This is a genomic window from Desulfuromusa kysingii (assembly GCF_900107645.1).
In the GTDB taxonomy this organism is placed as follows: Bacteria; Desulfobacterota; Desulfuromonadia; order Desulfuromonadales; family Geopsychrobacteraceae; genus Desulfuromusa; species Desulfuromusa kysingii.
On record NZ_FNQN01000002.1, the window covers coordinates 185,501 to 200,945 of the forward strand.

Consider the following 15,445-nt stretch of genomic DNA (forward strand, 5'->3'; position numbering starts at 1 on the left):
AAGACGCTGTAGCAGTGAATCAGTTCCACCAACAGAGATGGATAACATGACCACAAACCATAAAAACGACACGCAAATTCCTTGGGAACTGATTGATACCGCCCCCATTCCCGGACAGGGGACAGAGTTACAGCTATTTCAACGAGAAGGCGAATTTTCTATCAGTATCCTCGATGGAGGCGTGTTGATGAGTACCTGGGCACACCAGTCTGAAGATGCTTTGGCTCAATTACCCTGTGCTAAAATTGTCAACCGCAACCAGCCCCGTGTCCTTATTGGGGGGTTGGGGATGGGCTTCACTTTGGCTGCCGCGTTAAAAACCCTTGGTCCTGAGGCCAAAGTTGTGGTCGCAGAATTAGTTCCGGGGCTCATCGAATGGAACCGCGGGACCCTTGGCAAGTATGCCGGCCATCCGTTGCAGGACCCTCGCACTCAGGTTCGGGTCGGAGATGTCGCTAAAGTGCTACGCGAACAACGCCAAGCCTATGATGCCATTCTTCTGGATGTCGATAATGGTCCTCATGCCATCACCCGCAAGAAGAATAACTGGCTTTACACTACCGATGGCTTGACAGAAGCCTATCGAGCCCTGCGCCCAGAAGGAATCCTTGCCATCTGGTCCGCCGGACCGGATCGGGAATTCATGCAGCGACTGCAGAAGATCGGCTTCAAGGTGAAACAGGTTCGAGTTCGAGAGCATCAGAACAAAGGGGATCTGCATGCCATCTGGTTTGCTGAACGGGAAGCCTGGTAACCCTGCCAGCAACAGATAGATTCTGCAATTGAAAGGGACATTGATGAAATCTTTTACCCAGAACATTCAGGTCCGCTGGTCAGACCTTGATCCTAACGGTCATGTGCGTCATTCGGTCTATTTTGATTACGGTGCCCAGGCGCGGATTGCTTATTTGCAAAAACAGGGGTTAGGCATTGACTGGATGCACCGCAAAGGGATCGGCCCGGTATTGTTTCGCGAAGAAGCTCAATTTCACCGCGAGCTCAACGCCGGAGATCAGTTGATCATTGACGTACAACTCTCCGGACTATCCAACGATCATCGCAAGTGGAGCATGCGCCATCGCATCCTGCGGGGTGAAGAGATCTGTGCCACGCTCAATCTGGACGGCGCCTGGCTTGACCTGAAAAGCCGGCGTATTGCCCCGCCGCCAAATGAGCTGGTGGAAAGATTTGAAGATCTGCAGCAGACCGAGGATTTTCAAATCATTGCGGCGCAAAAAAAGACCTGAGACAACCCGACAAATGGATGTCGTGTTTATTCTCAAACCGGCTGTTCCCCTCCGGCGGCGTCATATGAGAATCAGTGGTTCAAAGCAGGAGCAACAAGCATGGATATTGTTTCGATCTACCAATTGCAAGGCGACATGGATCAATTGGCCCGTAATCTCGCCAACGTCCTCGGGACGACCCCCTACGAAGCCCGTGCCCGCGTCAGTATCTCCAGCGGTGGTCCGGCGATCGTTGCTAATTTTGCCACCACTGAACCCGCCGCAGACTGTGCTGCACGGTTAAAAACTCTCGGCTTCAAAACCCTGGTGGTCGGCTCCGAGCAGATAGAATCTGATCAGCAACGTCAGCTGGTCAGACAAATCCAATTCACACGCGACTCTTTTCAGCTTGTCACCCGCGATGACACCAAGCTCGACATCCCCTACTCCGAGATCAAACTGTTGTTACGCGGAACAGGAATCACCAGCAGTATTCAGGTCGAAACCGACACGAAAAAGAAGTTCGCTCTCGGCCGTGCAGTCGCCACCGGCGGGCTGATGATGAGAAAAAAGGTCACGACCACAACGACAAACAACACTCAGGATCGTCAGCCTTTCTGCCACATTTATGCAGCTGGTCAACCACCACTGGTCCTCCGTCAGGCAGAAATTGACTACAGTGTTCTCGGTGACAACCTGCAACCCAGCCGGGATGCAAACTTCAACTGGATTTGCACAGAACTGCGCCGCCATTGCCCGACTGCAGACTGGGACGAGCGCCTGAAAACCCGCTCCGGACTGGCACAACTTCTCGGCCCCGCCTTTGATCCCGAAAGCGACCTCGACCTGGCGATTACTCTCATTGTGCTGGCGAAAGAAGACAACGACAATGGCGGAGAAGTCTAAAAAGATCGGCCGTCAATTCAATCACAATCTCCCGTGTGACGTAGCTGGAATGGAAGAGTTGATTTGAGTATAAGAACGGCAAATGTTTGAAAACATCTACCCTAAGCCGTTAACCCACCATTAGCACAAATATCCTGCCCCGTAATCCAACCTGACTCAGGGCTGGCCAACAATGCCACCGCTCCAGCAATATCTTCTGGAGTACCAATCCGGTTGAAAGCCGCCATCGACCCTAACTGCCTGATCTGTTCTTCGCTCTTGCCTTGGCGAAACAGGTCGGTATCGGTCGGACCGGGAGAAATCGCATTAACGGTAATACCGCGCGCGCCAAGTTCCTTCGCCAACACCTTGGTCAACTCTTCAACCGCCCCTTTACTTGCGGCATAGAGACCATAATTGGGCAACATCATTTTCGTCACCGAAGTGGAAATATTAATAATCCGACCACCGTCAGCCAATTTCCTGGCCGCTTGCTGACAGGAAAACAGTAATCCCTTAACGTTGAGTGAAAATAGCTGCTCGTAGTCGTCCTCTGTCACCTCAGCAATGGGTTTGTAGATAGCCAAGCCAGCATTATTGACAACAATGTCCAGACCTCCGAACTCATGGATCGCTTGATCAAATAACGTCTCAATCGCCGCCGGATCAACCATGTTTGCTTTGATCGCTACAGCCTTTCCTCCTTGTGCGACAATCTTGTCAACAACGTCTTCAGCAGCGGCCGTATTGCTCATATAATTGACCACAACGGCAGCACCCATCGCTCCCAGTTTCAAAGCCGTTGCCCGACCGATCCCACGTGAGCCACCGGTTACCAGAGCCGTTTTTCCTGTTAAAGATTTATCCATGATCGTCTCTCCTTCTTCTAAGCGAACTATTAAGTAAAATCTTTCAGCGGCTAGTTGCAGATTTTCTACATATGATACAATCTTTTATCATGATCAGAAACACCTCAAAGCCCTGAGTTGTTTTTGTTGTTGCATCACTCTTTATAGAGGAGATTATCATTATGAAGTTAAACCTGCTTATGATTATTACTATTATGACTTTAACATTTTCTACCAATGCTTTCGCTCTTGAGGTCAATTTTGCTGACAACACTTGGGATGGTATTAAAGTCCCAGCAGGACAACAGTGTCAGAAGTTTGGTGGCGACAATCCAGCAACACCTAAATGGATCGTCTCTGATATCCCGGCCGGATCAAACGCACTCTTGCTCGAGTACAGTGACCGCGATTCAGAGAGGATGAATAACGGCGGACATGGAAGGATGCAGTTTGCCATCAACACTTCCGCCAGCACCGTGACAATCCCTTCCGTTCCAGGACATACCTATATGTTGCCGCAGGGATTCACAATGGTTGAAGCGCACCGCGGTCCAGGTTGGGATAAAGAAGGTGCTTATATGCCACCCTGCTCCGGCGGTAAAGACCACGCCTATTATTTGACCATAAAAGCACTCAAAGATGAGATGGTTACCGCTGAAACGGTCATAGAAATGGGTAAATATTAGTCACCACTCTTGGTTTATGGGTCGCATCGGGGGGACATCGTATCTGTGACTTCGTCCCCCCGAACATCCATTCATAAATCCGGCTATACTTAGGAAATAATTCAATCGCAGAGAAGGTCGCAGGGTTGTGGCCCCGCTCGACACCATACTCTTTTGTCGCACCACAAATGAGTATGCAGAAAAAGGTGCCCAGCTCCTTGCCCTCTGGGTTCCCTCCACTCCACAACTGCTTTGAGGAGCGGCAAAAACTCGGGCTGAAGCCCTCAAACATTTGCCGCTCTGATCTCAAATCAGCCGTTCCATTCCGGCTGCGTCACATGGGAGTGGCTGACAGAACTTTGAATGGGATAGAATTTCAGTCCTTCTCCCCTTATACCAGCGCTGGAGTGTAGCAAACCAGCGATGAGATAAGCGAGGAATGTTTGAGGGGGTGAAACCCCTGAGTTTTGCGAGCGCATCGCTGGGTTGCGGAGCGGAAGGAACCTGCCTTAGCAGGCGCTGGTATTGGGGCGACCTCTTTTGGAGACTTTTCTATGTCGCGATAGAAAAGTCTCTCGGCTGGCGGGACGAAACCCGCCGGTTTTCTCTCATCAATCACAAGAACGTTTTATCGAGCAAACACTGGAACAAGATTGAATAACGGACAAGGTCACGGGGTTGCGACCCCGCCCGACGCCATACTCTTTTGTCGCACCACAAATGAGTATGCAGAAAAGGGTGCCCAGCTCCTTGCCCGCGATATCGCGGGTTCCCTCCATTCCACGACTGCTTTGAGGAGCGGCAAAACTCGGGCTGAAGCCCTCAAACATTTGCCGCTCTGATCTCAAATCTGCTGTTCCATTTCGGCTGCGTCTCATGGGAGTGACTGACAGAATTTTGAATGGGATAGAATTTCAGTCCTTCTCCCCTTATGCCAGCGCTGGAGCAGAGCAAACCAACGATTAAAAGAATTCCGGGGACATAATACCAATTTCAAGAAATAAGTATTATGTCCCCGGAATTACTCGACATCATAACGGGGTAAAGTATTGTTCCCGGCTTATGACTTTTATCTTGTCCTCATAGGGTAATTTTTCTAATCTCTACTCATCACACTCAATAAAATTCTATGGAAGATTTTCGCATGATGATGACAGCACGGAAGTTGAAACCGTTGAGCCTGTTGGATAAAGGTGCTGCGTTTTTTGTCTTTGAGGTTAGATATGATGTTCTCGTAGATCCAGAACTCGGAACCGGTCAGATTTCAAGATGAGAGGAATAAGACAATATGAGCCATCTAAAAAATAAAACCGTCCTCGTCACAGGTGCAAGCAAAGGAATTGGTGAAGCCATTGCCAGACACTGTGCTGTTCAAGGCGCCAATGTAATTCTCGCGGCACGGAATAAACAGACACTCGACAGAATTGTGACAGAGATTCGGACTCTAGGAGGTCAGGCGCTTGCGGTTCAATGTGATGTCAGTGAGTACCACCAGGTCAATATCGCGGTCGCTCAGGCGATCAAAGCATATAACCGCCTGGACATCCTGATCAACAACGCGGGACTGATTGAGCCAATTGCGCGTCTGGCTGAAAGCGACCCGGAGACCTGGGACTTTGCTATTGATGTTAACGTTAAAGGGGTTTATCACGGCCTCAGGGCTGCCATACCGGAAATGCTGAAAACAGATGGTGGCACGATTATCAATATCAGTTCAGGTGCGGCTAATCGCGCATTGGAAGGTTGGAGCCACTACTGCTCATCCAAAGCAGCGGTCCTGTCATTGACGCGCTGTGCCGATAAGGAATATAGCGGACAGGGAATCCGCGTTATTGGATTGAGTCCGGGGACCGTTGCCACAGATATGCAGAAAAGCATTCGTTCCTCTGGTATCAATCCGGTCAGCCAACTGGACTGGGATGCGCATATTCCCCCAGAGTGGGTCGCCAAAGCGGTCGAATACTTATGCGATAAAGCTGGGGATGAATTCTTAGGAAAAGACTTTTCTCTGAGAGACAACGAAGCAAGGAAGCAGATGGGATTGCCGCAGAGCGCTAAATGAGATAGTCCGCACCACAGAGGTCAGTCGAAAGCAGACTTGACACCTTTTTTCTTGTCCTCGCGAGAGAAATTTACTAACTTGTAGGAATAGTGTTTAAAAATGATCCATGGGGGGATGTTCGCATGAAAGCAACGACCCGAAATTTAAAAGCCGCATTGCCTGTTGGATCAGGTGTTGCGGCTTTTTGTATTTGGGGTTGGTGACATAATACCAATTTCAAGGAATGAATCCCCGAATACTCTCGTCGTGGACACCCAAGACAGTACGCGCCGGGGAAATGGACGTGGGTACAGGCGTGTGTTGTTGGTAGGGGAAAAGGAATTGTTACAAAAGACTATTCTGCAAAGTACGAAAATGCTGCCCCCGAATTATAAAAATCTAAAAAGTCGTACAACAACTTAATCAACGCGGACGGAAAACACTTTTTCTTCAAATTGAAAAGCAAAACCAAATTGAAGGGGGTCACGTAAAATCACATCGCGGCCGGTTATCATGAACCGTCATGCAACAATAAAATATTTGATTTTTACCAAGGCCAGGTCATTTAACCAACACAGGAGGAGGACAACATGCCAAGCTTTGTAATCAACAAGAACCAGCAATCTAACAGTGATCATGAAGTTCACAACGCGACATCGGGCTGCACCTACATGCCAAACCCAGAAAATCAAATAGACCTAGGTACACACGTAGACTGTCATGGCGCAGTTGCAAAAGCAAAAAGTTCATGGCCAGATTCAAAAATTAATGGTTGCTACTATTGCTGTAATGCTTGCCACACAAGTTAAAAGTGGGGCTATCCTAAACGATCAAAATTTACCTAAGGCGAAATTCCAGGGCCAAAATACTGAATTTTGGGGACATAATACCAATTTCAGGAAATAAGTATTATGTCCCCGGAATTAGCCCCACACTTAGCGAACACTGAGGTTATATCGGGGCGCAGTTGTAGGCATCTTCTTTTAAATATTCATGGAGCGAACATTGCCGAAAATTGATCTTCACATACACACTGTACCTACAATTAGCGATGCACACTTTACGTTTTCACTAGCCAAGTTATGTGAATATGTTAATTCAGCTGAACTTGACGCCATAGCTATAACAAATCATGACATGTTCGACCTCGGCCAATTTAACAAGATTACTGAAAAATTAGATTGTGTCGTATTTCCTGGTATTGAAATAAACATTGATAAAAGTCATGTTCTCGTCATATCCGAAAATCAAAACCTAGATGAGTTTCAGCTCAAAACTCAAACTGTATCTGAGAAGATTACCGCCGTAGGAGATTCAATATCCGTAGATGAATTGGTTGATATCTTTGGCGACCTCAATAAATATTTGCTCATACCCCACTATGAAAAGAGGCCTGCTATCTCAGGAGATACCCTTAATCAAATTGGGGGATTTATCTCTGCGGGTGAGGTTGATAGCCCCAAGAAGTTTATTCGTATGGCAAAAGATGAGACTGAAATAACACCAGTAATTTTCAGTGACGTACGAATTCGCGAGGATATGAATAAGTTTCCAACGAGACAAACATACATTGATTGTGGTGAACTCTCCCTAAATTCGTTGAAATTCAGCCTTCGTGATAGGCATAAAGTGGCTCTATCTAAGTCAGAAGGAAACTCACTCTTTCAGGTTTTTGATGATGGTCAAAGGCTTTCCACTGGGTTGAACATTGTTCTTGGGGCAAGGTCTTCAGGGAAAACTGTAACTTTAACTCAGATAAGTAAAGACTGTACAAATGTAAAATATATTCCTCAATTCTCCCTTGTTCAGAGAGACGATGCTAGCTATGAAAAAGAATTCAATGCGGATGTCGCTCGCAAGAAGAGCACGTTCGCTGATAAGCACCTGAGTCCATTCAAGACTGTTCTGGACGATATATTGAATATTGATCTTGGGATTAACCGACGGAAAGTAGAAGATTATCTGGCAACCCTTCTGAAATCGGCTGAAGAAGCCGAGAAACTTGACGCATTTTCTAAAGTAGCTCTGTTCAATGAAACTCTATTTGAGGTTGGGGTGGACCAAGCACTTAGCGACCTTATTGGTTCTGTCCGTCAGTTGATAGAAAATATTGAGTATAGGGAAGTCATTGATAAGCATGTTGATGTTAATAATTTGAAGGCACTGGCGTGTGAGCTAATAGAACTTCTATGGGCTAAAGCATATGAAAGGAAGAAGAGAAGTTTTGTTAATGATACTGTGCGGGATGTTAAAAACAAACTTCAGCTAAGGACATCAGCAACTCAAGTTAAAGATGTCGATTTATACAAAGTAATGATTGAGAACAAGAAGGTCTCTAAATTTAACCAAATTTCAAAGCTATTGCAGACTGAAAAAGTGATATTTGAGGAGAATATTCAGGATTTTAAGGTCGTTTGCAAGCAGCGATCTTTTGAAGGTTCTGGTGAAATAAAGAATATCAGTGGTCAAAAGGTCGCTTTTAGTGATGCGTACCGAAAGTATGCTATTCCCTATGAGTACCTTGTTGCGTTAAAGGAGAATGAAGCTCTGACTCCATCCGAGTTCTACAAATATTTTGCATGTATTGAATATGAAATACTAAACAAAGATGGGTTTAAAGTTTCTGGTGGTGAAAGGTCTGAGTTTCGGCTGCTACAAGAAATCAAAGATGCTCAAAATTTCGACTATCTATTGATAGATGAGCCGGAATCTTCATTTGATAACCTTTTCTTGAAAGGAGAAGTTAACCAGATGTTGAAGGAGATTTCACAGACCATGCCCGTGGTCGTTGTCACGCATAACAATACAGTTGGAGCCTCAATCAATGCAGATTACATAGTGTATACGTCCAAAGAGATTGCAGGGAAGGATATCGTATATAGAAGGTATTCTGGGCACCCATCTGATAAAGAGCTGTGTTCAATTGAAGGTAAAAAGATAAATAATTTCCAAGTGACCATGAACTCATTGGAAGCAGGTGAAGAGGCTTATGTCGATAGGAGAGGTGGGTATGAAAGCATTAAAAATTGAAAATTATCAGGGCCATTTTCTGACGGAAGACGACGACTACGAAACTGTCGATAAAATAGATAAGGCCATTTTACTGAGGTTGGTTAACTTGGCTCTGGAAGACGGCTTTGAAATCGATGACTACGATGGAGGGGAGCTAAGGAACCAAGCCCACCAAATTATCTACAAGAGTATCAGTGAAAAGCTCAACGATCTCCACCAGAAGCGAAATCAGTTCCGTGACGAGTCTGAGCGTTTGTATTTAGATGAATATGAGAAGTACAAGGCTTGATATACCCAAGTTACTCCCGAAAAGTTGACATGTAATGTAAGTATCTGGCCGAATGATGGCAGTTTGAGATTTGTTCAAGTACCGTATAACAAAGCGCTGCTGCCGGACAAATTTTACGCTGAAGAAATTCCGAGGACACAATACTAATTTCAGGAAATAACCCCGGAATTAGTTCCATCTGGCTGAGATGAGACCTTCTCAGGAGGGTTTTTCTACAGCCTCGTTGAGGCTGTAGAAAAACCCTATAAGATAAGGGGTCAAGTCTGTCTTTGGCTCTTACTACCAAGATTTCGTTATCTCCCCCCTTATGCCAGCGCTGGAGCAGAGCAAACCGGCGATGAGATAAGCGAGGAATGTTTGAGGGGTTGCAAACCCTGAGTTTTGCGAGCGCATCGCCGGTTTGCGTAGCGGAAGGAACCTGCCTTAGCAGGCGCTGGTATTGGGGCGACCTCTTTTGGATACTTTTCTATGTCGCGATAGAAAAGTATCTCGGCTGGCGGGACGAGACCTGCCGGTTTGCTTTTATCAGCCACAAGAACGCTCTGCCGAATCAACACTCAGAAAACAATTTAATCACAGACAAGGTCGCGGGGTTGCGACCCCGCCCGACGCCATACTCTTTTGTCGCACCACAAATGAGTATGCAGAAAAAGGTGCCCAGCTCCTTGCCCGCGATAGCGCGAGTTCCCTCCATTCCACGGCTGCTTTGAGGAGCGGCAAAAACTCAGGCTGAAGCCCTCAAACATTTGCCGCTCTGATCTCAAATCAGCCGTTCCATTCCGGCTACGTCACATGGGGTGAGGGGTGAAAGTGAAAAGTGATATTTGGAATATCGCATAGAAAGAACACTTCGCGGCTTGACGGTTGACCTGTTTACGGACTATATTTAGTCTCATGAAGGAGGATGTACATGAAGCTATCGAGTCAAATCAAACCGATCAGTTACCTGAAAGCCCATGCCGCAGAAATCGTGCGCAATATGCCAGAACAAGGTGAACCCTTGATTATCACTCAGAATGGCGAAGCCAAGGTCGTGATGCAGGGCATCGAAAGCTATGAGCAAACCCAGGAGACCATGGCTCTTTTGAAGATTCTCGCGCTCGGCTCGCGGCAGATTGAGGAAGGCAAAGTCCAGTCCGCCGGTGATGTCATTCAGCGAATTCGGGGTAGGAACAAGGGCCAGGCATGACCTTCCAGATATTTCTGACCGACGATGCTTCAGGGGATTTGGAAGAGTTGTACGACTACATTGCATCCCACGACGCACCGGGGAAAGCGGATGACGTTCTCGATCAAATAGAGAAGGTCTTTTCGAGCCTCTGCGAGAACCCGGAACGAGGGGTTTATCCAAAAGAACTGCTGGCCATCGGGCTTCGCGAGTACCGTGAGATATTTTTCAAGCCCTACCGCATCATCTATCGAATCATGGCTGATAATGTTTATATTATGGTGATTGCCGATGGCCGCCGCGATATGCAGACGTTATTGCAACGACGGTTATTGCAGGCATAATCTGGCGAAGTGAAAAACTGCTATGAATTCCTGGGACATAGCTAGACCTCTCAACTCATCTGTCAGATCCCGCGTTACTCCCAACCATCATCCCACCACTCACAAAAACCAGCCCCCCCACTTACATCTACAAACCAGAGTGGAGTAGACTTTACTTATGGCATAGGCCATACATAGAGAACGTCCTGCTGACCGGGATCATTTGATAACCAGTGGAGATAACATGTCGAAGATCCAACCTCCTTCTGGTGCAGACCTGGCGGGGCCGTAACCGCAAACACGGAGTTGACAGACCTACGGTGTCAACCGCATCGGTCTGTAGAAACAACTCTGCTTCACATTTAAAGGAGTCGTTTATGTCTTTCACATTACCCGAACTTCCTTATAGCTATACAGCCTTGGAACCACACATCGATGCTCGAACAATGGAAATCCACCATACTAAACACCATCAAGCCTACATCACCAATGTCAACAAAGCGCTGGAAGGTTCACAGTTGACAGATCTGCCAGTGAACGAGTTGATCACGCGTCTGGACGATGTGCCTGAAGCGGTCCGTACCGCCGTGCGCAACAACGGTGGTGGTCACGCCAATCACAGCCTGTTCTGGACCATTCTCAGCCCGGATGGCGGCGGCAAGCCCAGTGGAGCGCTGGCCACCGCAATGACTCAGGAACTCGGCGGCTTCGACACCTTTAAAGAGTCCTTCAATCAGGCAGCGATGACCCGTTTCGGCAGCGGCTGGGCCTGGCTGAGCCGCAATCCGCAGGGGAAACTGGTCGTCGAAAGCACTCCCAATCAGGATAGCCCGCTGATGAACGGCAATCAACCAATCCTGGGGCTGGATGTCTGGGAACACGCTTACTACCTGCATTACCAAAACCGGCGAGCCGATTACGTCAGTGCCTTCTTCAACGTCATCAATTGGGCGGAGGTTGAACGGCTATATCAGACCTAACCATCCGCTCAGTCGAGCACAATCTACAAAAGCCACCTCGCAATGGGGTGGCTTTTGTTCTGCAACCCTGACTCCTTTGGACACAAAACTCTAAAGGATAAAATTAGTGCCATCCCCCTCTCCTTATACCAGCGCTGGAGGGTTGCAGACCCAGAGCGGTTGGCAGGACGAAGAAAAAGGGGGCAAGTCTTTGCTTGACTCATCTGGCGGTAGAAATTCCGGGGTCAAAATACTAGATTCAGATAATGAGTATTATGTCCCCGGAATTATGCTCATTACCAATGGTTTTGCTATCTGCCCCCCTTATACCAGCGCTGGAGCAGGGCAAACCGGCGATGGAATAAGCGAGGAATGTTTGAGGGGTTGCAAACCCCGAGTTTTGTGAGCGCATCGCCGGTTTGCGGAGCGGAAGGAACCTGCCTTGGCAGGCGCTGGTATTGGGGCGACCTCTTTTGGATACTTTTCTATGTCGCGATAGAAAAGTCTCTCGGTTGGCGGGACGAAACCCGCCGGTTCTTCTCTCATCAATGACAAGAACGCTTTATCGAGCAAACACTGGAACAAGATTGAATAATGGACAAGGTCGCGGGGTTGCGACCCCGCCCGACGCCATACTCTTTTGTCGCACCACAAATGAGTATGCAGAAAAGGGTGCCCAGCTCCTTGCCCGCGATATCGCGGGTTCCCTCCATTCCACGACTGCTTTGAGGAGCGGCAAAAACTCGGGCTGAAGCCCTCAAACATTTGCCGCTCTGATCTCAAATCTGCTGTTCCATTTCGGCTGCGTCTCATGGGAGTGGCTGACAGAACTTTGAATTTTGAATAGGATAACTTTGCAGCCTCCCTCCCCCTATGCCTGCGCTGGAGCAGAGCAAACCAGCGATGAGATAAGCGAGGAATGTTTGAGGGGCTACTAGCCCCGAGTTTTGCGAGCGCATCGCCGGTTTGCGTAGCGGAAGGAACCTGCCTTGGCAGGCGCGGATATTGGGGCGACCTCTTTTGGATACTTTTCTATGTCGTGATAGAAAAGTCTCTCGGCTGGCGGGACGAGACCCGCCGGTTTTCTCTCATCAATGACAAGAACGCTTTATCGAGCAAACACTGGAACAAGATTGAATAATGGACAAGGTCGCGGGGTTGCGACCCCGCCCGACGCCATACTCTTTTGTCGCACCACAAATGAGTATGCAGAAAAGGGTGCCCAGCTCCTTGCCCGCGATATCGCGGGTTCCCTCCATTCCACGACTGCTTTGAGGAGCGGCAAAAACTCGGGCTGAAGCCCTCAAACATTTGCCGCTCTGATCTCAAATCAGCCGTTCCATTCCGGCTGCGTCACATGGGAGTGGCTGACAGAACTTTGAATGGGATATAATTGCAGCCTCCCTCCCCTTATGCCAGCGCTGGAGTGGAGCAAGACGGGGATGAGATAAGCGAAGAATGTTTGAGGGGTTGCAAACCCCGAGTTTTGCGAGCGCATCGCTGGGTTGCGTAGCGGAAGGAACCTGCCTTAGCAGGCGCTGGTATTGGGGCGACCTCTTTTGGTGACTTTTCTATGTCGCGATAGAAAAGTCTCTCGGCTGGCGGGACGAAACCCGCCGATCTTCTATTATCAATCGCAAGAACTATTTATCAGCCAAATACGGGAGCGTGATTCCATAACGGACAAGGTCGCGGGGTGACGACTCTGCCCGACGCCATCTCTTTCTCACCTCATGACCAAATCGTGTATAACAATTGTAGCCACCATGCTTGTTTTTCACCCAACCACTGGTATTCTTGTTATTCATCACATAATTATGTGGAGACAGTTGCTAAGACACCTCCAAAAGGAGAACAAGATGAAATTAATGACGATTGTATTTGCACTTTCGGCTTTTTTAATTCTTTCCGGCTGCAGTAAAGAGGAAGAAACCGCTTCTTCTCCGAGCAGCGCCCCACCAGCGGTTGAAAAATCAGCGGTCGCAGAGAAAACCGAACAAGCGGTAAAAATGGTAGAAGAGAAAGTCGCTGAAGTCACCGAACAGACCAAAGAAAAAATCACCCAGGTCACAGAACAAGGACAGGAAAAAGTAGAGCAGATGAAAACCCAAGCTCAGGGAATGATCACATCGGCTCAAAGTATGTTACCTTCCGGCACTGGGCAGACCGTCTATAGTAAAAGCTGTAGCAGTTGCCATAAAATGGGCATCATCGGAGCACCAAAAACCGGTGACAAGGCAACTTGGGAACCGTTGATCAGTGGGGGGATGGAACCTCTTGTAACGGCCGCAATCAATGGTAAAGGCAATATGCCCGCAAAAGGTGGCAACTCCAGTCTAACCGACGACGAAGTCAAAGCAGCGGTCGAGTATATGGTAGAACAAAGTCAATAATTGCTCATTTGCTTTATCAGGCAAACATTGGAGCACGATTCAATCGTCTCCCTTATATCAATGCTGTAGTGAAACAAATCGGTGATGATACAAACGAGAAATGTCTGAGGGGTTGAAAACCCGGATTTTACGAACGCTTAGGCGGTTTGCGTAGCGGAACAAACCTGCCTTGGCAGACGCAGGTATTGGGACAACCTCTTTTGGAAACTCTTCTCTATCGTGATAAAAAAGTCTTTCGACCGGCGGGTCATGTCCCGCCGGTTTTCTTTAATCAGTCGTCAATAAACATTCGCGCTGGTAAATAGTTTTTTGCTCCCTCCCCATTCACCCACACAACCAAGGATCTTAAAATGGATGGCAGAAATCGCGCAAATATTGCGCCAGGATTAAACGTTAAAATTGTGCTTAAAAAAGACCAGAGATCAGGTCATCTAACAGCAGGAATTGTCAAAGATATATTGACCCGTTCCGCTTTCCATCCTCATGGTATCAAGGTTCGTTTGCAAAGTGGCGACATCGGCAGAGTCAAGACAATCAGCGCCTTCCAGGAAGATAATATCCCTTAAATGGTTGGTTCGATGGATATGTTCTCCCGGTCAGGTTTTCTGAAAACAATGATCTACCCCTGAGGGCCCTCATGTGAAATCAGACAATTTCAAAATAATGCTTATGCGACTGTTTCTGCCATTTGATCTCGGTTCAGTCATAACTGATATAGACCCGAAATAGAAGGTCGAAAACACGAGACATCTCCTAATCACTCTACCCAGCAAAAGAGCAACTTTCTGTCTATAACTACGCCATTCCTGTCCCAAACTGAATCTCAGTATCTCTCCCCCTAAGGCAAAGAGCCGATTGACAATCGTTATGACATATACTATATAACGAAAATAAAGCGTTATTACTTTTATGTATAACGAAAAAGGAGCGCATAAACTGAACGTCAACGTACAGAAAAGATTGGGCACAACCCTTATCAAGGTCGCTTTTGAAGTCCCCGAAGAGGGGATAACAGTGCTTTACGGACATTCTGGTGCAGGCAAAACCAGCGTGATAAACATGCTTTCTGGGCTAATCACACCTGACAGTGGCACCATCTCTCTCAACGGAAAAGTGCTCTTTGACTCTGCAACAAAAATTAATATTCCAACCCATAAAAGAAGAGCTGGCTATATTTTTCAGGATAAGCGCCTGTTCCCTTTTATGTCGGTCCGCAAAAACTTGCTTTTTGGCTGCAGAAACAAAAAAAACGACAAGATGGTGCTCACCAATATCGCAGAACTGCTGGGAATAGCAGACCTGTTGGACAGAAAACCAGACTCGCTCTCTGGAGGAGAAGGGCAGCGTGTCGCCATCGGCAGAGCGCTACTCTCACAACCTGAATACTTGTTGATGGATGAACCACTGTCTTCTTTAGATCAACAGAGAAAAAATGAGTTGATTCCTTACATCAAGCAGATACCGGACAAATTCAATGTCCCGGTGATTTTGGTCACCCATTCTTATGAAGAAGCAGCATACCTTGCAGATCACATCGTTCTTCTGGATGGGGGCGAAGTCACCTGTAATGGCACAAGTGAGCAGATACTGCCGCAGATATCCTGTCAGTCGCCGCTAAGTTTCGCAGTATAAATTC

General features: G+C 47.6%; 18 protein-coding genes. 17 read left to right on the top strand and 1 reads right to left on the bottom strand.

All coding sequences use genetic code 11. The features are described 5' to 3' along the window. Positions 1-46 precede the first annotated feature (46 nt). The 3 genes from BLU87_RS03970 (at position 47) to BLU87_RS03980 (ending at position 2,132) form a co-directional block, all read left to right on the top strand. Positions 47-754: a spermidine synthase gene (locus tag BLU87_RS03970; protein ID WP_092344951.1), complete on the top strand. Its 708-nt coding sequence runs from the start codon at positions 47-49 to the stop codon at positions 752-754. Positions 755-797: 43 nt separating this feature from the next. Next, a complete protein-coding gene (locus tag BLU87_RS03975; RefSeq protein ID WP_092344953.1) occupies positions 798-1,247 on the top strand; it encodes an acyl-CoA thioesterase in 450 nt (149 codons plus the stop codon). A gap of 99 nt (positions 1,248-1,346) precedes the next feature. Beyond that, a complete protein-coding gene (locus BLU87_RS03980) occupies positions 1,347-2,132 on the top strand; it encodes a hypothetical protein (protein ID WP_092344955.1) in 786 nt (261 codons plus the stop codon). Positions 2,133-2,233: 101 nt separating this feature from the next. Here the strand turns inward: BLU87_RS03980 and BLU87_RS03985 are convergent, their stop codons facing one another. After that, positions 2,234-2,980 (bottom strand): SDR family oxidoreductase, encoded by a 747-nt coding sequence (locus tag BLU87_RS03985; RefSeq protein ID WP_092344957.1) that lies wholly within the window; start codon positions 2,978-2,980, stop codon positions 2,234-2,236. Between the two features lie 161 nt (positions 2,981-3,141). On the opposite strand from BLU87_RS03985, the gene BLU87_RS03990 reads away from it, so the two are divergent. The 14 genes from BLU87_RS03990 (at position 3,142) to modC (ending at position 15,441) form a co-directional block, all read left to right on the top strand. Beyond that, a complete protein-coding gene (locus BLU87_RS03990; protein ID WP_175498258.1) occupies positions 3,142-3,645 on the top strand; it encodes a YbhB/YbcL family Raf kinase inhibitor-like protein in 504 nt (167 codons plus the stop codon). Between the two features lie 632 nt (positions 3,646-4,277). Next, positions 4,278-4,466, top strand: a complete 189-nt coding sequence (locus tag BLU87_RS04000; protein WP_092344961.1) for a hypothetical protein — start codon at positions 4,278-4,280, stop codon at positions 4,464-4,466. A gap of 302 nt (positions 4,467-4,768) precedes the next feature. Further along, positions 4,769-4,897, top strand: a complete 129-nt coding sequence (locus BLU87_RS17760) for a hypothetical protein (RefSeq protein WP_281242494.1) — start codon at positions 4,769-4,771, stop codon at positions 4,895-4,897. 15 nt (positions 4,898-4,912) lie between these two features. Beyond that, a complete protein-coding gene (locus BLU87_RS04005) occupies positions 4,913-5,686 on the top strand; it encodes an SDR family oxidoreductase (RefSeq protein WP_092344963.1) in 774 nt (257 codons plus the stop codon). A gap of 699 nt (positions 5,687-6,385) precedes the next feature. Beyond that, complete coding sequence (locus BLU87_RS17265) at positions 6,386-6,571, top strand: hypothetical protein (RefSeq protein WP_175498259.1); 186 nt, start codon at positions 6,386-6,388, stop codon at positions 6,569-6,571. Between the two features lie 99 nt (positions 6,572-6,670). Then, positions 6,671-8,695, top strand: coding sequence for a PHP domain-containing protein (locus BLU87_RS04015; RefSeq protein ID WP_092344967.1), 2,025 nt, complete (start codon positions 6,671-6,673; stop codon positions 8,693-8,695). Then, complete coding sequence (locus BLU87_RS04020; protein WP_092344969.1) at positions 8,676-8,966, top strand: hypothetical protein; 291 nt, start codon at positions 8,676-8,678, stop codon at positions 8,964-8,966. Before BLU87_RS04015 ends, BLU87_RS04020 begins: the two co-directional genes overlap by 20 nt. A 910-nt stretch (positions 8,967-9,876) precedes the next feature. Further along, positions 9,877-10,155, top strand: coding sequence for a type II toxin-antitoxin system Phd/YefM family antitoxin (locus BLU87_RS04030; RefSeq protein WP_092344973.1), 279 nt, complete (start codon positions 9,877-9,879; stop codon positions 10,153-10,155). Continuing rightward, complete coding sequence (locus tag BLU87_RS04035) at positions 10,152-10,478, top strand: type II toxin-antitoxin system RelE/ParE family toxin (RefSeq protein WP_092344975.1); 327 nt, start codon at positions 10,152-10,154, stop codon at positions 10,476-10,478. Before BLU87_RS04030 ends, BLU87_RS04035 begins: the two co-directional genes overlap by 4 nt. A 356-nt stretch (positions 10,479-10,834) precedes the next feature. Beyond that, positions 10,835-11,437, top strand: a complete 603-nt coding sequence (locus BLU87_RS04040) for a superoxide dismutase (RefSeq protein WP_092344977.1) — start codon at positions 10,835-10,837, stop codon at positions 11,435-11,437. A gap of 106 nt (positions 11,438-11,543) precedes the next feature. Next, positions 11,544-11,822 carry a hypothetical protein gene (locus BLU87_RS04045; RefSeq protein WP_092344979.1) on the top strand — a complete coding sequence of 93 codons (279 nt, stop codon included), beginning with the start codon at positions 11,544-11,546 and terminating at the stop codon, positions 11,820-11,822. 1,453 nt (positions 11,823-13,275) lie between these two features. After that, entirely contained in the window at positions 13,276-13,809 is a 534-nt protein-coding gene (locus BLU87_RS04055; RefSeq protein WP_217637429.1) for a c-type cytochrome, read from the top strand. A gap of 350 nt (positions 13,810-14,159) precedes the next feature. Next, positions 14,160-14,375: a YwbE family protein gene (locus BLU87_RS04060; protein WP_092344983.1), complete on the top strand. Its 216-nt coding sequence runs from the start codon at positions 14,160-14,162 to the stop codon at positions 14,373-14,375. Between the two features lie 343 nt (positions 14,376-14,718). After that, the gene (gene modC, locus BLU87_RS04065) at positions 14,719-15,441 is read left to right on the top strand and encodes a molybdenum ABC transporter ATP-binding protein (RefSeq protein ID WP_092344985.1); all 723 of its coding nucleotides are present in this window, start codon (positions 14,719-14,721) and stop codon (positions 15,439-15,441) included. Positions 15,442-15,445 lie beyond the last annotated feature (4 nt).